The sequence below is a fragment of the Helicobacter pylori genome, assembly GCA_008032935.1.
Taxonomy (GTDB): Bacteria; Campylobacterota; Campylobacteria; order Campylobacterales; family Helicobacteraceae; genus Helicobacter; species Helicobacter pylori_CX.
This window is the reverse complement of the sequence record CP032039.1, coordinates 1,369,225-1,384,567: the sequence shown is the minus strand read 5'-3', so window position 1 is coordinate 1,384,567 and position 15,343 is coordinate 1,369,225. Positions and strand designations below refer to the sequence as shown.

General features: G+C 34.8%; 10 protein-coding genes, 1 tRNA gene and 1 pseudogene. 3 read left to right on the top strand and 9 right to left on the bottom strand.

Going from position 1 to position 15,343, the window contains the following annotated elements; all coding sequences use genetic code 11:
• Positions 1-10 precede the first annotated feature (10 nt).
• From D2C78_06815 to D2C78_06785, 7 genes are all read right to left on the bottom strand, one after another.
• Positions 11-799, bottom strand: a complete 789-nt coding sequence (locus tag D2C78_06815; protein ID QEF35581.1) for an enoyl-ACP reductase — start codon at positions 797-799, stop codon at positions 11-13.
• On the bottom strand, positions 796-1,698 hold the full coding sequence (locus tag D2C78_06810; protein QEF35580.1) for a 4-hydroxy-tetrahydrodipicolinate synthase: 903 nt from the start codon (positions 1,696-1,698) through the stop codon (positions 796-798). The genes D2C78_06815 and D2C78_06810 overlap by 4 nt, the downstream gene beginning before the upstream one ends.
• Before the next feature lie 14 nt (positions 1,699-1,712).
• The gene (locus tag D2C78_06805) at positions 1,713-3,047 is read right to left on the bottom strand and encodes an insulinase family protein (GenBank protein QEF35579.1); all 1,335 of its coding nucleotides are present in this window, start codon (positions 3,045-3,047) and stop codon (positions 1,713-1,715) included.
• Entirely contained in the window at positions 3,044-4,099 is a 1,056-nt protein-coding gene (locus D2C78_06800; protein QEF35578.1) for a quinone-dependent dihydroorotate dehydrogenase, read from the bottom strand. Before D2C78_06800 ends, D2C78_06805 begins: the two co-directional genes overlap by 4 nt.
• A 36-nt stretch (positions 4,100-4,135) precedes the next feature.
• A complete protein-coding gene (locus D2C78_06795; GenBank protein QEF35577.1) occupies positions 4,136-6,163 on the bottom strand; it encodes an RNA degradosome polyphosphate kinase in 2,028 nt (675 codons plus the stop codon).
• 94 nt (positions 6,164-6,257) lie between these two features.
• Positions 6,258-6,335: transfer RNA gene (locus D2C78_06790), tRNA-Pro, on the bottom strand.
• Positions 6,336-6,820: 485 nt separating this feature from the next.
• Positions 6,821-7,729 carry a restriction endonuclease subunit S gene (locus D2C78_06785; protein ID QEF35835.1) on the bottom strand — a complete coding sequence of 303 codons (909 nt, stop codon included), beginning with the start codon at positions 7,727-7,729 and terminating at the stop codon, positions 6,821-6,823.
• Between the two features lie 516 nt (positions 7,730-8,245).
• Between D2C78_06785 and D2C78_06780 the strand changes: the two are divergent.
• The 3 genes and pseudogenes from D2C78_06780 to D2C78_06770 all read left to right on the top strand — a co-directional run bounded on the left by D2C78_06780 (position 8,246) and on the right by D2C78_06770 (position 10,084).
• A pseudogene (locus D2C78_06780) lies at positions 8,246-8,926 on the top strand (CAAX protease).
• 131 nt (positions 8,927-9,057) lie between these two features.
• On the top strand, positions 9,058-9,309 hold the full coding sequence (locus D2C78_06775) for a hypothetical protein (protein ID QEF35576.1): 252 nt from the start codon (positions 9,058-9,060) through the stop codon (positions 9,307-9,309).
• Positions 9,281-10,084, top strand: coding sequence for a hypothetical protein (locus D2C78_06770; protein QEF35575.1), 804 nt, complete (start codon positions 9,281-9,283; stop codon positions 10,082-10,084). The genes D2C78_06775 and D2C78_06770 overlap by 29 nt, the downstream gene beginning before the upstream one ends.
• Positions 10,085-10,400: 316 nt before the next feature.
• On the opposite strand, the gene D2C78_06765 is transcribed toward D2C78_06770, so the two are convergent.
• Entirely contained in the window at positions 10,401-11,468 is a 1,068-nt protein-coding gene (locus tag D2C78_06765; protein ID QEF35574.1) for a site-specific integrase, read from the bottom strand.
• Positions 11,469-12,623: 1,155 nt separating this feature from the next.
• Positions 12,624-14,657: a relaxase gene (locus tag D2C78_06760; protein ID QEF35573.1), complete on the bottom strand. Its 2,034-nt coding sequence runs from the start codon at positions 14,655-14,657 to the stop codon at positions 12,624-12,626.
• Positions 14,658-15,343: the final 686 nt, after the last annotated feature.

The following is a 15,343-nucleotide window of genomic DNA, read 5'->3' as shown; positions in this document are numbered from 1 at the left end:
AAAAAAATCTTTATTTAAAAGTGGTCCCACCATCCACAACGATCGTTTGCCCTGTAAGCCAACCGCTTTGGGTCTCATCGCATAAAAAATAAGCCGCCCCGGCTAGATCGTTAGGATTGCCCATGCGTTTTAGGGGCGATTGCTCTTCTACTTTTTCTTTAATCTCCACATAATCAGGGAAGGCTTTCAAAGCGTCCGTATCAATAGGTCCGCCACTAACCGCATTCACTCTAATGTTAAATTCGCCTAAATCCACGGCAGCGTATTTGACCATGGTTTCTACGGCGTTTTTAGAATTGCCATGCCCAGCGTAATTAGGCATATAAACTAAATTCCCGGTAGAACTTAAGCTCACGATCGCCCCGCCGCCTATTTTTTGCATGCGTTTTGCCGCTTCTTGAGCCCCCACCACAAACGCTAACACGGTGGCTATGTAAATATTGTTTAACCCCTTAGGTTTTAATCGCATAAACGGCGCAAATCCCCCCACGACAGAGCGCCCATAAATAATGGCGTTAGAAATAAAAAAATCCACTCTGTCAAAATCCGCGTCAATTTGCTTAAAAAGCTCTGTGTATTGCTCAGGCTCTAAAACATTAAGGGGGTAGGCTTTGGCTTTAATGGAATATTTTTGCTCCACATATTCTATAATTTTGTTGGCTTCTTCAACATTTTTATTGTAAGTGAAAGCGATATTCACGCCACTTTGAGCGAAGCGATACAATATCGCCTTGCCAATCCCTCTAGTCGCACCGCTGATCACTAGGGTTTTGTTTTTCATGTGATTGGAATGATTCATGCAATTACCTCATATTGTTGTAAAGTTTTTTCTAAAAGTTTGATCGTTTCTTTGCTTGGGGCTACTAAAGGCAGTCTGTAACTTGGGTTTTCAATCAAGCCGGCTAAATGCATGGCCATTTTAATAGGGATAGGATTTGTTTCTACAAAAAGGGCTTGATGCAAATCAAAAAGCTTATTTTGGATTTCTAGGGCTTGTTGGTATTTTTGTTTGAGCGTGCAATTGACCATTTGTGAAATCAGATTAGGCATTAAATTACCGGTCACTGAAATCACGCCGCACCCCCCTGAAAACATGATGGAGTGGTTGAGTGAATCTTCCCCGCTAAAAATTTTAAAATCTTTTTCATAATAATGCAATTCTGTTACTCTTTTCAAAGAGCCAGACGCTTCTTTAATGGCTTTAATGTTAGGGACTTCTCTAAAGAGTTTGAGAGCGGTTGGGACTTCAATAGACACGCCCGTTCGGCTTGGCACATCATAAAGCATGACAGGGATTTCCACCGATTGAGCGATGGTCTTATAATGTTCAAACAAGCCTTGCTGGGTGGGGCGGTTATAATAAGGGCTTACGCATAAAATCGCATCCGCACCGATTTTTTGGGCGAACTTTGCTAAAGAAAGCGACTCGCTCGTGGCGTTACTGCCCACGCCGGCTAACACTTTCATGCGTGAATTGGAAGGCGTTTTAGTGTTTTTGCAAGTTTCTATGGCGATTTCAATGCAACGCATATGCTCTTTATGGGTGAGCGTGGCGGATTCTCCTGTCGTGCCAACAGGCACGCATGCGTCCATGCCCTGAAAAATTTGGCGCTTGATCAAGGATTCATAAGCGGCCTCATCAACGCTCAAATCTTTTTTAAAAGGCGTAATTAACGCGCTAGATGAATGAAATTGCATGTTATAAGGCTCTTTTAAGGTTTCAAAAACACGGTGGTTGATTGGGTGTCTTTAAAATATTCATTAGCCACACGCACCAAATCGCTCACTTTTAAATCCAAAAATTGTTGCTGGTAATCCGTCAAGCCTTGAATATCGTTTTGCACTAAATAGTCCGCAAAAAGCCCCGCCACATCGCTGGAACTTTCTAAGTTAGAAATAAAGTCAGCTTTTTGATTGATTTTGAGCTTGTCTAACTCCGCTTGAGTGATTTCGCCTTTTTTAAGCTTTTCTAAAAGTGCTACGATTTCTTTTTGTAAGGCTTCGGCTTTGATATTAGGGTTACCCCCCGCAATGAATAAAAACACGCTTTCATCTTGCAATTGCATGTTGTGTGAGAAAGCTTGAGAAGCCAGGCGTTTTTTATCCACTAATTCGCTTTGTAACCACGAGCTTTTACCTTCGCCTAAAAGCCTACTCAAAGCGTCTAAGGCGACTTGATCTTTATGCTTGAAAGCAGGCACTTTATACCCTAACGCTACCCATTCTAAATGGACCCCATCTTTATGCACGACTGCCGTTCTGGCTCCGTCTTGCTTAGGCTCTTTCATGTAAGGGGTGGGGATAGCTTTTTCATCAAGGTTTTTTAAGGATTCAAAATGCTTTTTACTCAATTCAAAAACCTTTTGGGAATTGACATCGCCTACCACTAAAACGATAGCGTTTTTAGGCTGATAATAGAGCGAATGGAATTTTTTAATGTCTTTTAAAGTCCAGTTTTGAATATCGTCCATAAAACCGATGGGCGTCCAATGGTAGGGGTGATAGACATAAGCGGTGTTAAAAAAGCGGAAATAAAGCATGCCGATAGGGGAATTATCGGTGCGCCATCGCCTTTCTTCAGCGACCACTTGACGCTCAGGCAAAAACTCATCTTCTTTTAAATTCAAAGAACCCATCGTTTCAGCGAACAATTCTAAAGATTTATCCAAGTTAGCTTGACTGGTTTTAATGAAGTAGCGCGTGATGTCAAAGCTCGTAGAAGCGTTACTCACGCCCCCAAAACGCTTCACGATCTTATCAAATTCGCCGGCTTTAAGGTTTTTGGTGCTTTTAAAATTCAAATGCTCTAACATGTGAGCGATCCCGCTTTTTCCCATGACTTCGTTTCTAGAGCCGACTTTATAAAGCACATCCACTTCTATAACCCCGGTTTTATTTTCTAAGGGGACGCTTACGACTTGCAACCCGTTTTTTAAGGTAACGCTCTCATGTTTGGGTAAGTAAGATTGTGCGTGCATGCTCGCTCCTAAAGTGACTAACAAGACAGAACTAAGCCCTAAAAGTCTTTTAACAGAAAAATATCTCATCTTAAATCCGCTCCTATAGCCTCTTTAACGCTCAAAAATCCATCTTTTTGGAGTAATTTTACCAAATCTTTAAGAATATTTTGGCATAAATTTGGCCCATTGTAAATAAAAGCGCTATAAATTTGTAACAGACTCGCTCCCATTTTAATCCTTTCATAAGCTTCTTTGGCATCGCTAATCCCCCCCACAGAAACAAGAACGCTTTTATTAAAAAAGGCTTTAGCCAATTCTTTAAAGATTTCACGGCTTTTTTTAGTCAGGCATTTCCCGCTCAAGCCCCCCGTTTCTTTAGGGGCGAACACCAGGCTTTTATCAATGGTCGTGTTAGTCGCAATAATCCCATGCGCTCCGGCTTCAATAGCGCTATTGACAATTTCTAGCATGTCGTTTATTTCTAAATCCGGGGCGATTTTTAAAAATAAAGGCTTATGGGTTATTTCTTTCGCCATGCAAAAAAGCTCATTCACAAACGCTTTGTTTTGTAAATCCCTTAAATTAGGGGTGTTGGGCGAAGAAAGGTTGAAAGTGTAATAATCGCCAATGTTTAAACATTGATTTAAAACCGCCTGATAATCTTCTAAGGCATGCGCTTGCTCTATGTGTTTGTTTTTGCCTAAATTGATGCCAACAGGGGTTTTATAAGGGGCGAAGCGATTGAACGCTCTTACCCCCAAAATCGCCCCGTAATTATTAAACCCCATCGCATTTTGCAAGGATTCTTCTTCAATGTGCCTGAAAAGCCTTGGTCTTTCATTCCCCACTTGCGCTTCATTGGTGAGAGTGCCTGCTTCCAAATAGCCAAACCCAAAAGCGATTAAGGCTCTGAGCATGGAGATATTTTTATCAAAACCGGCGGCTAATCCTAAGGGGTTAGGGAAATGCAAGCCTAAAATTTCATTTTCAAGCTTTGGGTTTTTATAACCCCATTGAGAATCAATCAAACCACACAAAAAGGGCGATGAAGAAAGCATTTTTAAAATTTTACACACTTTTTCATGCGCGTCTTCAGCGTCTAGGCTAAAAAGATATTTTTTTAATAACGAATAAAGCATTTAAATCCTTATCTTTTATGATTTGAACGATAACCCTTAAAAGGTTTTAAGGGCTTGTTTTTCAAAATAATCCTGCGAATTTAAAGGATCGTTAGGGTTTGAAACTTTAATATAACGGCCTTTAGAATTTAACTCGTAGCGTTTTAGGGTGTCTTTCAATTGGATTTCTAAAATATGCAACAATTTATTAGCGATCTTTGGGTTTGTGGCCGGGACAAGCAATTCCACGCGCCTTTCTAAATTTCTGGGCATTAAATCCGCGCTAGAAAAATAGATATTCTCATGTTTAAAATAATAAATGCGCGCATGTTCTAAATATTTCCCCACAATAGAATACACCCTAATATTTTCACTCAATCCCTTGACTTGGGGCTTTAAACAGCAAATCCCTCTAATAATGAGATCAATTTTAACCCCTTTTTGAGAGGCTTGATAGAGCCATTCAATGATTTCGCTATCCACTAGGGCGTTGGCTTTTAAAATGATATAGCCTTCTTGTTGGTGATTCATTTCATTTTGAATGAGTTCAATGATTTTAGGCTTGATCTGTTTGGGCGCCATAAAAAGCGTTTCTAATGCGCTATTAGTGGCACTGCTAGTGAGCAAGGAATGGAAAAGCTTGATAATGTCGTTAGCGATTTCATTTTTAGCGCTAAAAAAACTCACATCGGTATAGACTTTAGCGCTCAAAGGGTTGTAATTGCCCGTGCTTAAATGAGTGAAATGGCGTAATTGGTTGTCCGCTTTTTTAGTGATCACGAGCATTTTGGCATGCACTTTGAGTTTGAAAACGCCATAAACGACTAACGCACCCGCCCTTTCTAAAGCTTTTGCCCAGTGCAGATTGCTTTCTTCATCAAAGCGCGCTTTTAATTCCACTAAAACGCTCACTTGAATCTTGCTCGCCGCTTCAATCAAGGCTTTGACAATGGGGGAATGCTTGCCCACACGATAAAGCGTCATTTTGATAGAAAGGGTGGTCGGATCGCTAGCGGCTTGCTCTATTAAATCAATTACAGGCTCAAAACTTTCATAAGGGTGGAATAGCAACAGATCTTGTTTTTCTATGGATTTGAAAAGATCGTTTTCATTGAAATGAGGGTGGATTTTGGGCGTGAAATTGGGCGATTTGAGCGCTTTAAAGTCGCTATGATTGACTAACTCCCACAAATCCCCTAAATTGAGCATGATTGCGCTTTTATAGACATGCATGCCGGTGAGCTTGTGCTTTTTGTAAGAGTGGGTTTGAAAACTCCTTAAAGACGCTAAAAGGGTTTTTAAAAGCTCTTGACTCCCTTTTTGGGTTTGCAAGCGCACGATTTCGCCTTGATTTCTTTTCCTCAAACTCTTACTCATCAAATCCGCATAATCATGCGCTTCATCTTCAGTGATGGCAATATCCGCATCGCAAGTTACCCTAAACGCCATGCAATCTAAAATCTCATGCTCTAAAAACAATTCTTCTAAATGCGCTTCTACGATTTCTTCAGCCAGCACAAACAAGCCTTTTTCTAACTCTACAAAACGGAAGATAAAAGAGGGGAGTTTGATGAGCGCATAGGAGGTGGTTTGGGTTTCTTTGTCTTTAATGCGGGCAAAAAGCGCGAAAGTCAAATTCGCTAAAGGCGGGAAAGTGTGCGAAGAATCCAACTTAAAAGGCAAGACTAACGCATAAAGTTGCTCTTTAAAATAAGTTTTAGCCTTCGCTTTTTGCTCTAAATTCAATTCATTATAGGGGGTGATACAAAGCCCTTTTTTAAAGAGTAGGGCTTGGATTTTTTGGAATTCTAACTCCCTTTCTTCAATTTCATGCGCTAAATAATGCTTGATTTTTTCTAGTTGCTCTTCAGGGCTTGTGCCATCAATGCCTTTAGAGGCGATTTTATGCTCATAGAGTTGTTTAAGCCCGGCCACTCTTATCATGTAAAATTCGTCTAAATTCGTGTCATAAATGGCTAAAAATTTCAAGCGTTCTAATAAAGGCAAGCTCTCATCTTTGGCTTCGTTTAAAACCCTTGTGTTAAAAGCTAACCATGAAAGCTCTCGGTTAAAGAAACGATTCAATAGAAATCCTTTCAATCATCATGTTTAAAAATTGATTTTGTTTAGTGTGATTATATAATGAATTGATAATGATTGAAGCTTTTTTAAAAAGTCATGGTCGGAGTAGCGGGATTCAAACCCACGACCTCACCCACCCCAAGGGTGCGCGCTAATCAGGCTGCGCCATACTCCGCAATCAAAAAGCGAGATTGTAGCACGAGTTTGCTTAGTTGTTGTTTAAAAACTCTTTTTTGTAAAACTTCATTTTTTGAATAAAACTTCATTTAACCCTAAAAGATCGCTTAAAATTTTTTTTAGCGTTTTTTGGGTTGATTGTTTCTATAATAAACGGACGCAATTAGTAATCTCTTGGTTTTCTCTTTGGTTGCGGTATTTGGAGTATGTTAGGGTTGGGGGTAACAGTGGGTGGTTACCTCAGAAAAGGAGATAACCTAACATGAGATTAGTAATCATAGTTTTAATGGCACTCGCAACGCCATTATACTAAAATTTTGGCTCTGGTGCAAGAGCGCTAGGGTCAAATCTTACTAGCGGATTTGACTCAAACTTTTAATTTTTGAAACTTCTTTTTCTTTAAAAAATTTCTTTTGATGACAAAACTTCTCTTTCTTGTAACAAGGGTTTTTACCCCTTAAAAAAGTTTTGTTCTAAAATTTTTCATTGGGGTTTGACTTGTTGCTTTAAAAGTAGGGGGAGTAGGAAGTCCCTGAGCGCGGTTAGGGTTTGGGTTGATTGCATGTTGGATACAAGTAATTTAATGATATTTTCGCATGTTTTTGAGTATTGCTTGATTATTTTATGGTTGAAAGGGATTTGAATTTTTAAAGTATCAATAGGGCTTAAATTTTGTTGAGATGATCCTATAGCGTTTCTCTGCAGTATGGCTGAGAATAGGGGATTTCTTATCAAAGAATAATAAAAGGGGTTTAGCTCTTTTTCTTTTGGTAAAACTACGCCGACACGCTGATTTAAAATACAATTTTTTGAAAACATTAATGCACAGCGTCCAATATGTCCTGTTAATGTGATTAAAATATTTGTTGGCTCTAATAGGCAATATTTGGGGAGTTTTTTCGGTAAAAATAAAAGGTTAGTTGTAATACTTAAATCAACTAATGAATGTTGAACATTTTTATTTGTGATTAAAATATAATCATTTTTGTTGTTGCTGTATGTATTTGATTGGAAAGAATAACCGCTAAAAATATCCACTAATTCCCCTAGCGTTTTAACTTCAAAATCGTTGGGGATAAGGCGGTTTAATTCTTTAGAGAATTTCATTTTCCCGCCGCTAGTTTGGTAGGGTTTGTTGTTTTCATCTAAAAAATCAAAACGAACGAAGTATTGCTCATAAAGAAGTTCTAGGATCTTGTGTAAAAGCTCATTGATTTTGTGGTTGTTTTCTATTTTTTGATCTAAAACAGAAAGCGTGCGAGCGATTTTTTGTTGTGTTTCTAGTGGGTAAAGTTTGATTTTAATATTAAGAAAATCTAAGGGCGCGATAGAGGGGTAGCTAGAAGTCCCACATTCTGCAATGCGTTGCAAGTAATGAATAATTTTATTGATTAAATTAAGGACTTGTTTATGTTTTTCTTCTTCTACGCATTCAAAAATCTTTTCTCTATATTTTCTTGCGGAAATTCTTTAGATAAATTCCAACCACTATTCAAGTATTGAGAGTCGTCCACCTTAGCATTACAGCTAGTCAGCGTATCTTCTTTGATATTGTGTAGTTTTACTCGTTTCAATAAGTCTTCATCGCTTAATAAAGGCTTTGCCATTAAGGGAGCAGTAGCACCTAGTAAAACCCCAGCTAATAAGCTTATTTTTAAAGTTTTATTCAAACCATTTAATTTAATCATTTTTCTATTCCTTTTAACTTAACTTGAATTGTAATCATTATAGCATAGAAATTTAAAGAAATACTAATAACAATTAAATATTAAGTTATTTTGTATGTATTTAGTAGAATTTGGTTATTTTAATTACTCACTATATATTATCTTAACAAGCAATAACAATCTTTTATAACTAATTTTGTTTGTGTTATAATTTGGTTTAACAATTATTTTAAGAGACACTATGCAAGATTTACAAGATTTCAAAAACGATATTACGCTCATTCTATCCAAAGACAGACTAGAGACTTATGACAACCTAGAGCAATACAAAGAAAATTTAAAGCTCATTAGTCTAATCACACCTAAAATCTCTAATTTAGAGATTTACTTACGCAACGCACTAGATTATTGCCTAACTCAAATTAAAGGGAATGAGTGGGTGTTTGATGAAGTTTCTTTAATCCCCTTAATAGAAGAATTGAAAGACAAGAAAAAAGAAATCACGCATTCTTTGGTCTTGTCTAAAATGTCTTTAGAAGCGGTGATTAAGCTTATCTTTTTTTACAAATTAGAGGGGGTAGCATTAGATTTGAGAGCCTATAGTCTTAAGGCTTATTACAAAGATAATAAGGATACTTTGCTTATTAAGGGTAGAAAACAACATCTTTCTAATTATGCTAAAGCCTATATTGCTTTAAACTTACTATGGACAATTAGAAATCGTGCGTATCATTGGGAAAATTTACTAAAGCTAAGGGCAAACAACCGCCCACGCATTACAACACGCTTTATCAGAGAATGAGAAAAGCCTACAAGTAAAAGTTTTAACTTTGGTATCATGCTTAACAAAATTGTTTCATTTTTAGATGATTTAATCAAAAGTATTGGAAACAAAGACTTGGAAAAACTAAGTAGTCTATAAGCTATAAGAAAGTGGGCTTCGGTCAGCCCTACGAATGTAGGCGTATTATAGCTAAACAATCATTATAAGTCAAACCAAAACCAACACAAAATTTGCTAAACTACAATCAAATCAATTTAGGGAGGATAAAAATGTCATTTGCCCCTATGTTATTAGCTACAATCAATAACTCTATTGGCAATAAAGATAAGCATGTGAGTTTAGAGTATCTTATAGGGCTTTTTATGGATAAAAAAACAACTAATCTAAGCAATACTGACAAGTATATTATAGGCACAATTCAAACAGAGGCACTAGAGCAAGAAATAGAATGGTTTTCACAAGACTATCACATTCCTATGGAGAATATTTTACATGTCCTTTCTATCAATCCCTATCAATGAAAGGAGCCTTAGTTTTATCAAAAACAACTTTCAAGCTCAAATTCAAGCCCTAGAACAATTTTATCCCATTATTAAAAATGCTTTGAATTTAGGGCTTAATCCTAGTAGTATTAAGTTTGGAGGAGGCACAGCTTTGAGCATGTATTACTTCCAGCATAGATTAAGCTTTGATATTGATTTGTTTGTCAATGATGCTCAATGTTTGGGATTTTTTAGCCCTAAATTATGGATAGATAATTGCAGTCATTTTGATAGCACAAGATACATAGACCAACATAATCATATAGGCGTAACGAATAAAGACAACATTAAAATAGATGTTTTAGTGGATTATGCTAGTAATGAGGGATATGTAGATAATTCTAAAAAGATTTTTGCTTTTGATATTTATATAGAAAGTTTAGAAAATATTATCGCTAAAAAGATTACTTTTAGAAAAACTGATAATAAAACAAGAGATATTTTTGATATAGCAGTGGCTTTGCATAATGACAATAATTTATTTGACAAGCTTTTAAGTTCTCAAAAAATAACTAAGCAAGACTTACTAACTCTTCAAAATTCTTTGCAAGAGTTAGATAAAAAGCGTTATAGCATAGAAATAGATATGGTAGAACCCATTTCACACTATAAAGACCTTTCTTTAAGTGCTTATGATTTTTTAATAGACAAAATAGACCAAATTAAAACAGCGACTTACTCAAATTCCCATGACAACGCAGATGATTTAGACAATTCCAATGAATACACCCCCACACCTAAGCGTAGACGATAAACAATCTTGTTAAGTAGGTATTTAATAGCTTTAGTTAATCTATCAGTATTTAATAGAATTTAGTTATTTATATTGTTAATCAAATATATTCTTAATGAGTAACAATAATCTATAATTACATTGTTTTTAGAATATTTTGTAATTTAAGCTAACTCTATAAAATCTCAATGATTTTAACAACCCTTATAAAACTAATCATTTTTAATTAGGAATAAAATATTAAATAGTTAATTAAAATTATCTAATGCTAGATTATTTATCTTAATAAGATTATTTAAACTAATTACACTAAACTACCTAATCAATTTTAACCACCTTACTTCTTGTTCTCTATCAAACTATCAAACACAAGAGCCACTTTCTTGTTATGCTCTTGTGTGGTATGAATATAAATCTTAGTAGAGAGTAAGGAGCTATGCCCTAACGCCCTTGAAGTTAAAACTAAGTCTTGGGTTTCTTGATAAATGAGTGTTGCAAAACTATGCCTAAATAGATGTAAGCCTGTGCCATATTGCTTATAGTGTTTGATTTGAGCTAATTTAAAGATTAAGGGGATAAAGTTATAAAGCGTTAAAGAATTTTGTGCTTTTTGTTTGTCTTTTTTAAAAAGATATGCCCCATTAAAATATTTTAGTCTATATTCATCACTAAGCCAAGCATTCAAGCTTGCTTCTAACAAACTCTTTTTAATATAAGCTTTTCTCTCTTTTCTACCTTTACCTTGAATTAAAATAGAGTAGTTTTGCTCTTCTACTTGAATGTGTTTTAATTCTATGTTTAACACTTCGCATTTTCTAAGTCCCCCAAGTATTACAATAAGTAGAATACACTTATTGCGTTTTTCAAAGCTTGTAGTTGGCTTATAGTCTAAGAGTGTTTTTAAAAAACTCTTTAAGTCTTTATCGTTTAAATGTCTGGGTAAGCTTTCTTTGGTCTTAGCAAAGGCTAGGTTTTTAAGCGTAAAATCAAAGCCATAACGCCTTTTTCTATCCAAATAATCAAAGAATTGTCTTAAATACATCACATACTTAGCCATAGAGCTGGGTTTTCTATTTTGAGCGAGTTCAAAGAGAAAGTTAATCACTTGCTCTTCGCTAAGCATTCTAAAACTTCTTAATTTGAGATTATCTTTAAAATAGTTAAAGAATAAAAACAAGCCTTGCATCATTATAGTGTGTTTAATGCCTTGATTATAAAGAATATGACAGAGTTGTTTTAATTGCTCTATATTATGACATTTTAAGATTTTATCTTGTGTGTCTAGGATTAAAGCCATATCCTTCACATCTTGAATGGGCGTGAAGTTTTTAGCCTTAGTGTATAAAAAGGCTTTGAGATTACAAAAGAGTTCTCTCTGAGATTTAGTGAGTTTGTTATGTGGCATATTGCTCCCTTATTAAAATATAAAAAGAAATCTTAAAGAATGAGAGTTTTATGTTTTTTAGTTTGTTAGGTTCTAAAAGCGGTATTTTTAAAAATTTTGCATGGCTCCTTAGAGATTTGAAATTCCGCCTTTAAATCTAAATCTCTAAAAAGTTCCGCTTTTAACTAAGGCATAAAAGCAAAATTTCGCCCCCTTAAAAGTAAATAATCAAATACATAGTTATTTGCATTACTCACTAAATACAAAAATTGAATTTATCAACGATTAAATAGTTTTTGAAAGTAAGCTTTAAGCGCTTTTTAAGGTTAAGAAGTGCGTGTTTATGGGTATTAGATATGAAAGCGGAACTTAAGTTCCGTATAGTTATAAAAATATTAAGGGAAAGAAAGGTTTACCTTTCTTTCCTAACCTATTGAGTAAACATGTTATTAGTAAATATCATGTCATGAGGGGGATTTCTTTTTTTTAAAAAACTTGATTAAATTAGACAACTAGGAACTTGCTAAAGGAAAAAAAGAAAAATCAAAAAAAAAGAACTTTTGATTAAAAGAGACAAACTGACTGAAAGAGCCATAAGGTTAGTTGTGGCTAGGTTTAGTTTAAGGAAAGTTTTTAATTTCTTTTATTAGTAAAAATAAGAACAAAATCAAAATAAAAGAAAAATAGGAATTACCTATCAATGACATGTTAGTTGTGGGAGGAATGATTAGTCAAGGCTTATGTTATTTAAGTTAGGTTGTAAGCGGTTTGTCTCATTAGCATTTAGGATTAGAAAGGTTTTTGTTTAGAGTGTGTAGGGTTAAGGTTTGTTTCTAGCTCTTAGTATTAAAAGAGTTAAGTTTGATTTGATAGTAGGTTCAAGGGTTAGGTTTAAACTTGCTTTATGATTATGTTTAAGAAAATTTTAAGGTTTTAAATTTTTGCGTGCTACTTAAGAAAAATTTAAGCTCTACAAGGCGTTTTAAAGCGTTTTTGTTTTTAGGTTAATAGTTTGTCTTATCTTATGGCTTTATTTTGATTGTGGGGCATTTTAGAGTGCTTTATTTGTATATCTGTTTAAATAAGCTAATTTGTGAAAAGAACAAGAATAAACCCCTTTAATCAAAGGGTATATTCTTTATTAAGAACATTAAAGGCAATCATCGCTTGAGAGCATTATCTATTACGCCCTTTAAAGTTTGTGTTGTCATTTTGTTTTAATCCAGCATGAGCTTTAGGGTCATCATCAAGCTCATTAGAGTGCAAGGTGTTAGCTTGTTGTTTGGCTAATTCTTTAGCTTTTTCTTTTTCTAGCATAGCTTGATAGTGTGCTTTAGCTCTAGCTTGTTCTTTTTTACCAAACTCAATCCAAGGCTCATCGTTATTAGGCTCTTTTGTGATAGCTTGAATTTCTTTTTGCTCTAGCTTAGTATCTTTAGCGTGTTCTAGAACTTTTTCAAGGTTTAGGTTGTCATAGTGGGTTAAAAACCTATTAGCTCCTATGATTTCATTACAAGTATAGAGAATATCCCTAGAAATTTTAGAAAATTGTTTAATTTGTTTGAGAAAGCCTTGTTTTTCTTTTGGAGACAATGAAGTTTCTCTATAATGTTTTGAAGATTTCACATAATGTTCTTTGGCTCTTTCAAACTCTTCTTCTTTTTGTTTTAAATCTTGTTCTAAAAAAAGTAATCTCTCTTTGGCTAATAAAAGCATGGTGTTTTGATAGTCTTGTAGTTGCTTACTCACTAGCTCATAAGTGTTATCATTAAGCTTGTAAGTGGGGTCATTTTGCTTAGTTTTAAAGCTCTCTAGCATGAATTGATATTTTCTAGCACTAAAATAAGCGTTTTTAAAAGTTTTGAGAGTGGGGCGTTTATCTTTAGAAAGTTCTAAGGCTTTGGCTAAAAGAATAGGATTAGTTAGAGTGTTGTATTGGGTGTTTTGCTTGGTTTTAACTTCATTTCTTAGCTGGGCTAATAGTAAGTGTGAGTTTTTATCTAAAAGGCGTTTGTCTAGGTGTTCAAGCTTATTTAAAAGCATTTCTTTTTTCTTTAAAACAGAATAGCCCTTAGTCTCTCTTTCAAAGTCTCTGTCTAAACCATTGAGAATAGCAAAATTCTTAAAGGCTGAATGGTTTTGTTTTTTATCTAATTCTTTTTGATAAAAGCCTAAGAGTTCGTATAGCTCGTGTTTGTTAGTGTTTTTTAAGTGTTCGCTTACTGGTTTTCTCTTATCTATCCTGTCAATATCTAGCTGTTCTTTTTCATCATCGCTTGTGTCTTTGTGATTAAACAGAGCGATTTTAAATTCAGAAATCTTTTGTTTTAAAGGGGTGCTGTGGTTATTTTGAATGTCTAGGGCTTTTGCTTTGTTTTTATTTTTGAGTTCTTGTAAATACTCGCTTTGTAAAGCCTTGTTTAAGTCCCACTCATCTTGTGGGGATTTGATTTGTTCTAAGGCTTTTTCTTCTTTTTCCAAGTCTTGTAATTGTTGTTTGATATTGTCTAGCTCTTTAAGTTTTGGCTCATTGACATACAAGTATTCTTCGCTCAATAAGTGGTCATTCAACCTATAAGCAAACTCACTTCTTAATTCATTAAAAAATTCTTTACAATCTTCATGCCCCTTAAAACGCAGTCTTCTTCGTGTGAGCTGATTAGTCTTATTGATAAAACAATGGATATGGGCATGGTCTTGATGAGCGTGTGGCACAAGGGCAAACTTGTATTCAGGCAATCTTATTTTTAAGCTCTCCCAAGTAGAATGTAAAAGCCCTTGCATTGTCTCTTCATCTGGCTTATCTTTGATAGAAAAAACTAAGTGCATAGTCTCGTTATAATCTTTAGTCAAATCAAAGTCATTGAGCCAACTCTCTAAGATGAATTGCTTATCGCATTCTAAAAACATTTCATTGTAAGCTGTTTCGCTATTTTCTAAAGCATAATTTAGGGCATTTTCTAAGTGGGAGCGTTTCATTTGCCCTATGTTTTTAATAAGCACAGGACTAGCTGTTTTTGTGCCAACTAGATTAGATTTAATAAACTTTGAGTTAGGGTTAAATTGATTGAACTTAATGAGCAATCTTTTATCTACTTTATCGCTATCACTAAATCTAGGCTTTTGCATATGCTTTAAAATATCATCTAAGAAAGATAAGTCCATAGGGCGACTATCTAGCTTAGTATCTAATATAGCCCTATCTAGCATACAAACCCTTTAAGACTTAACAATATTGCTAAATTTTTATCTAATTCGCACACTTTCAAGCTAAACTTCTTTCCCTTACTAACAAGGCATTTAAAACGCCCAAATTTTATTCAAGCTAACGCTAATTTAAGAGCTAGACTTTTGATTTTAAATCTAGCGATTTTTCAATTCTTTGTAGCATAGCACAAAGAATTGAAATTAGAACTAAATCAAAAAGGTGCAGGATAACACCATGTGTGCGTACACATATGGTTAAAACTTCATATTCAAGGGACTTGGAGCTAGATTTTTAAAAAATAAGGGTTTTTGCTAACTTTTTGCCTAAAAAGTTTTTAAAAAGTGCTTTGATAGATGAATTAAATTTTTAATCTAGTAAGAGAGAAAAATTTCATTCAAAAGCTTTAACCCCATTACTCAATTTTTTAGGCAAGGGATTGTTAGAAACGCTATAAAAACTTAGAGATTTTTATTGAAAGAACTTGTAGTCAAAACATTAAGAACTAGATAGCCATATGGTAAGAACTTAGTAGCCTATAGAATGAAAACTTTATAGCACAAGCAAAAGAACTTACAGCCTACCAATAAGAACTTGCAAGCTAAATGCTATGAACTGACAAGCAAGTAGTAAGAACTTGTAAGCAACAATTAGGGAACTAAGGGCTACACGATAAAAACTAAAAGCCACA

Excerpts from the sequence above, each read along its gene's own strand:
- D2C78_06815 (QEF35581.1), bottom strand. The coding sequence starts at position 799 with ATGAATCATTCCAATCACATGAAAAACAAAACCCTAGTGATCAGCGGT.
- D2C78_06810 (QEF35580.1), bottom strand. The coding sequence starts at position 1,698 with ATGCAATTTCATTCATCTAGCGCGTTAATTACGCCTTTTAAAAAAGAT.
- D2C78_06805 (QEF35579.1), bottom strand. The coding sequence starts at position 3,047 with ATGAGATATTTTTCTGTTAAAAGACTTTTAGGGCTTAGTTCTGTCTTG.
- D2C78_06800 (QEF35578.1), bottom strand. The coding sequence starts at position 4,099 with ATGCTTTATTCGTTATTAAAAAAATATCTTTTTAGCCTAGACGCTGAA.
- D2C78_06775 (QEF35576.1), top strand. The coding sequence starts at position 9,058 with ATGTCATTTGCCCCTATGTTATTAGCTACAATCAATAACTCTATTGGC.
- D2C78_06770 (QEF35575.1), top strand. The coding sequence starts at position 9,281 with ATGTCCTTTCTATCAATCCCTATCAATGAAAGGAGCCTTAGTTTTATC.
- D2C78_06765 (QEF35574.1), bottom strand. The coding sequence starts at position 11,468 with ATGCCACATAACAAACTCACTAAATCTCAGAGAGAACTCTTTTGTAAT.
- D2C78_06760 (QEF35573.1), bottom strand. The coding sequence starts at position 14,657 with ATGCTAGATAGGGCTATATTAGATACTAAGCTAGATAGTCGCCCTATG.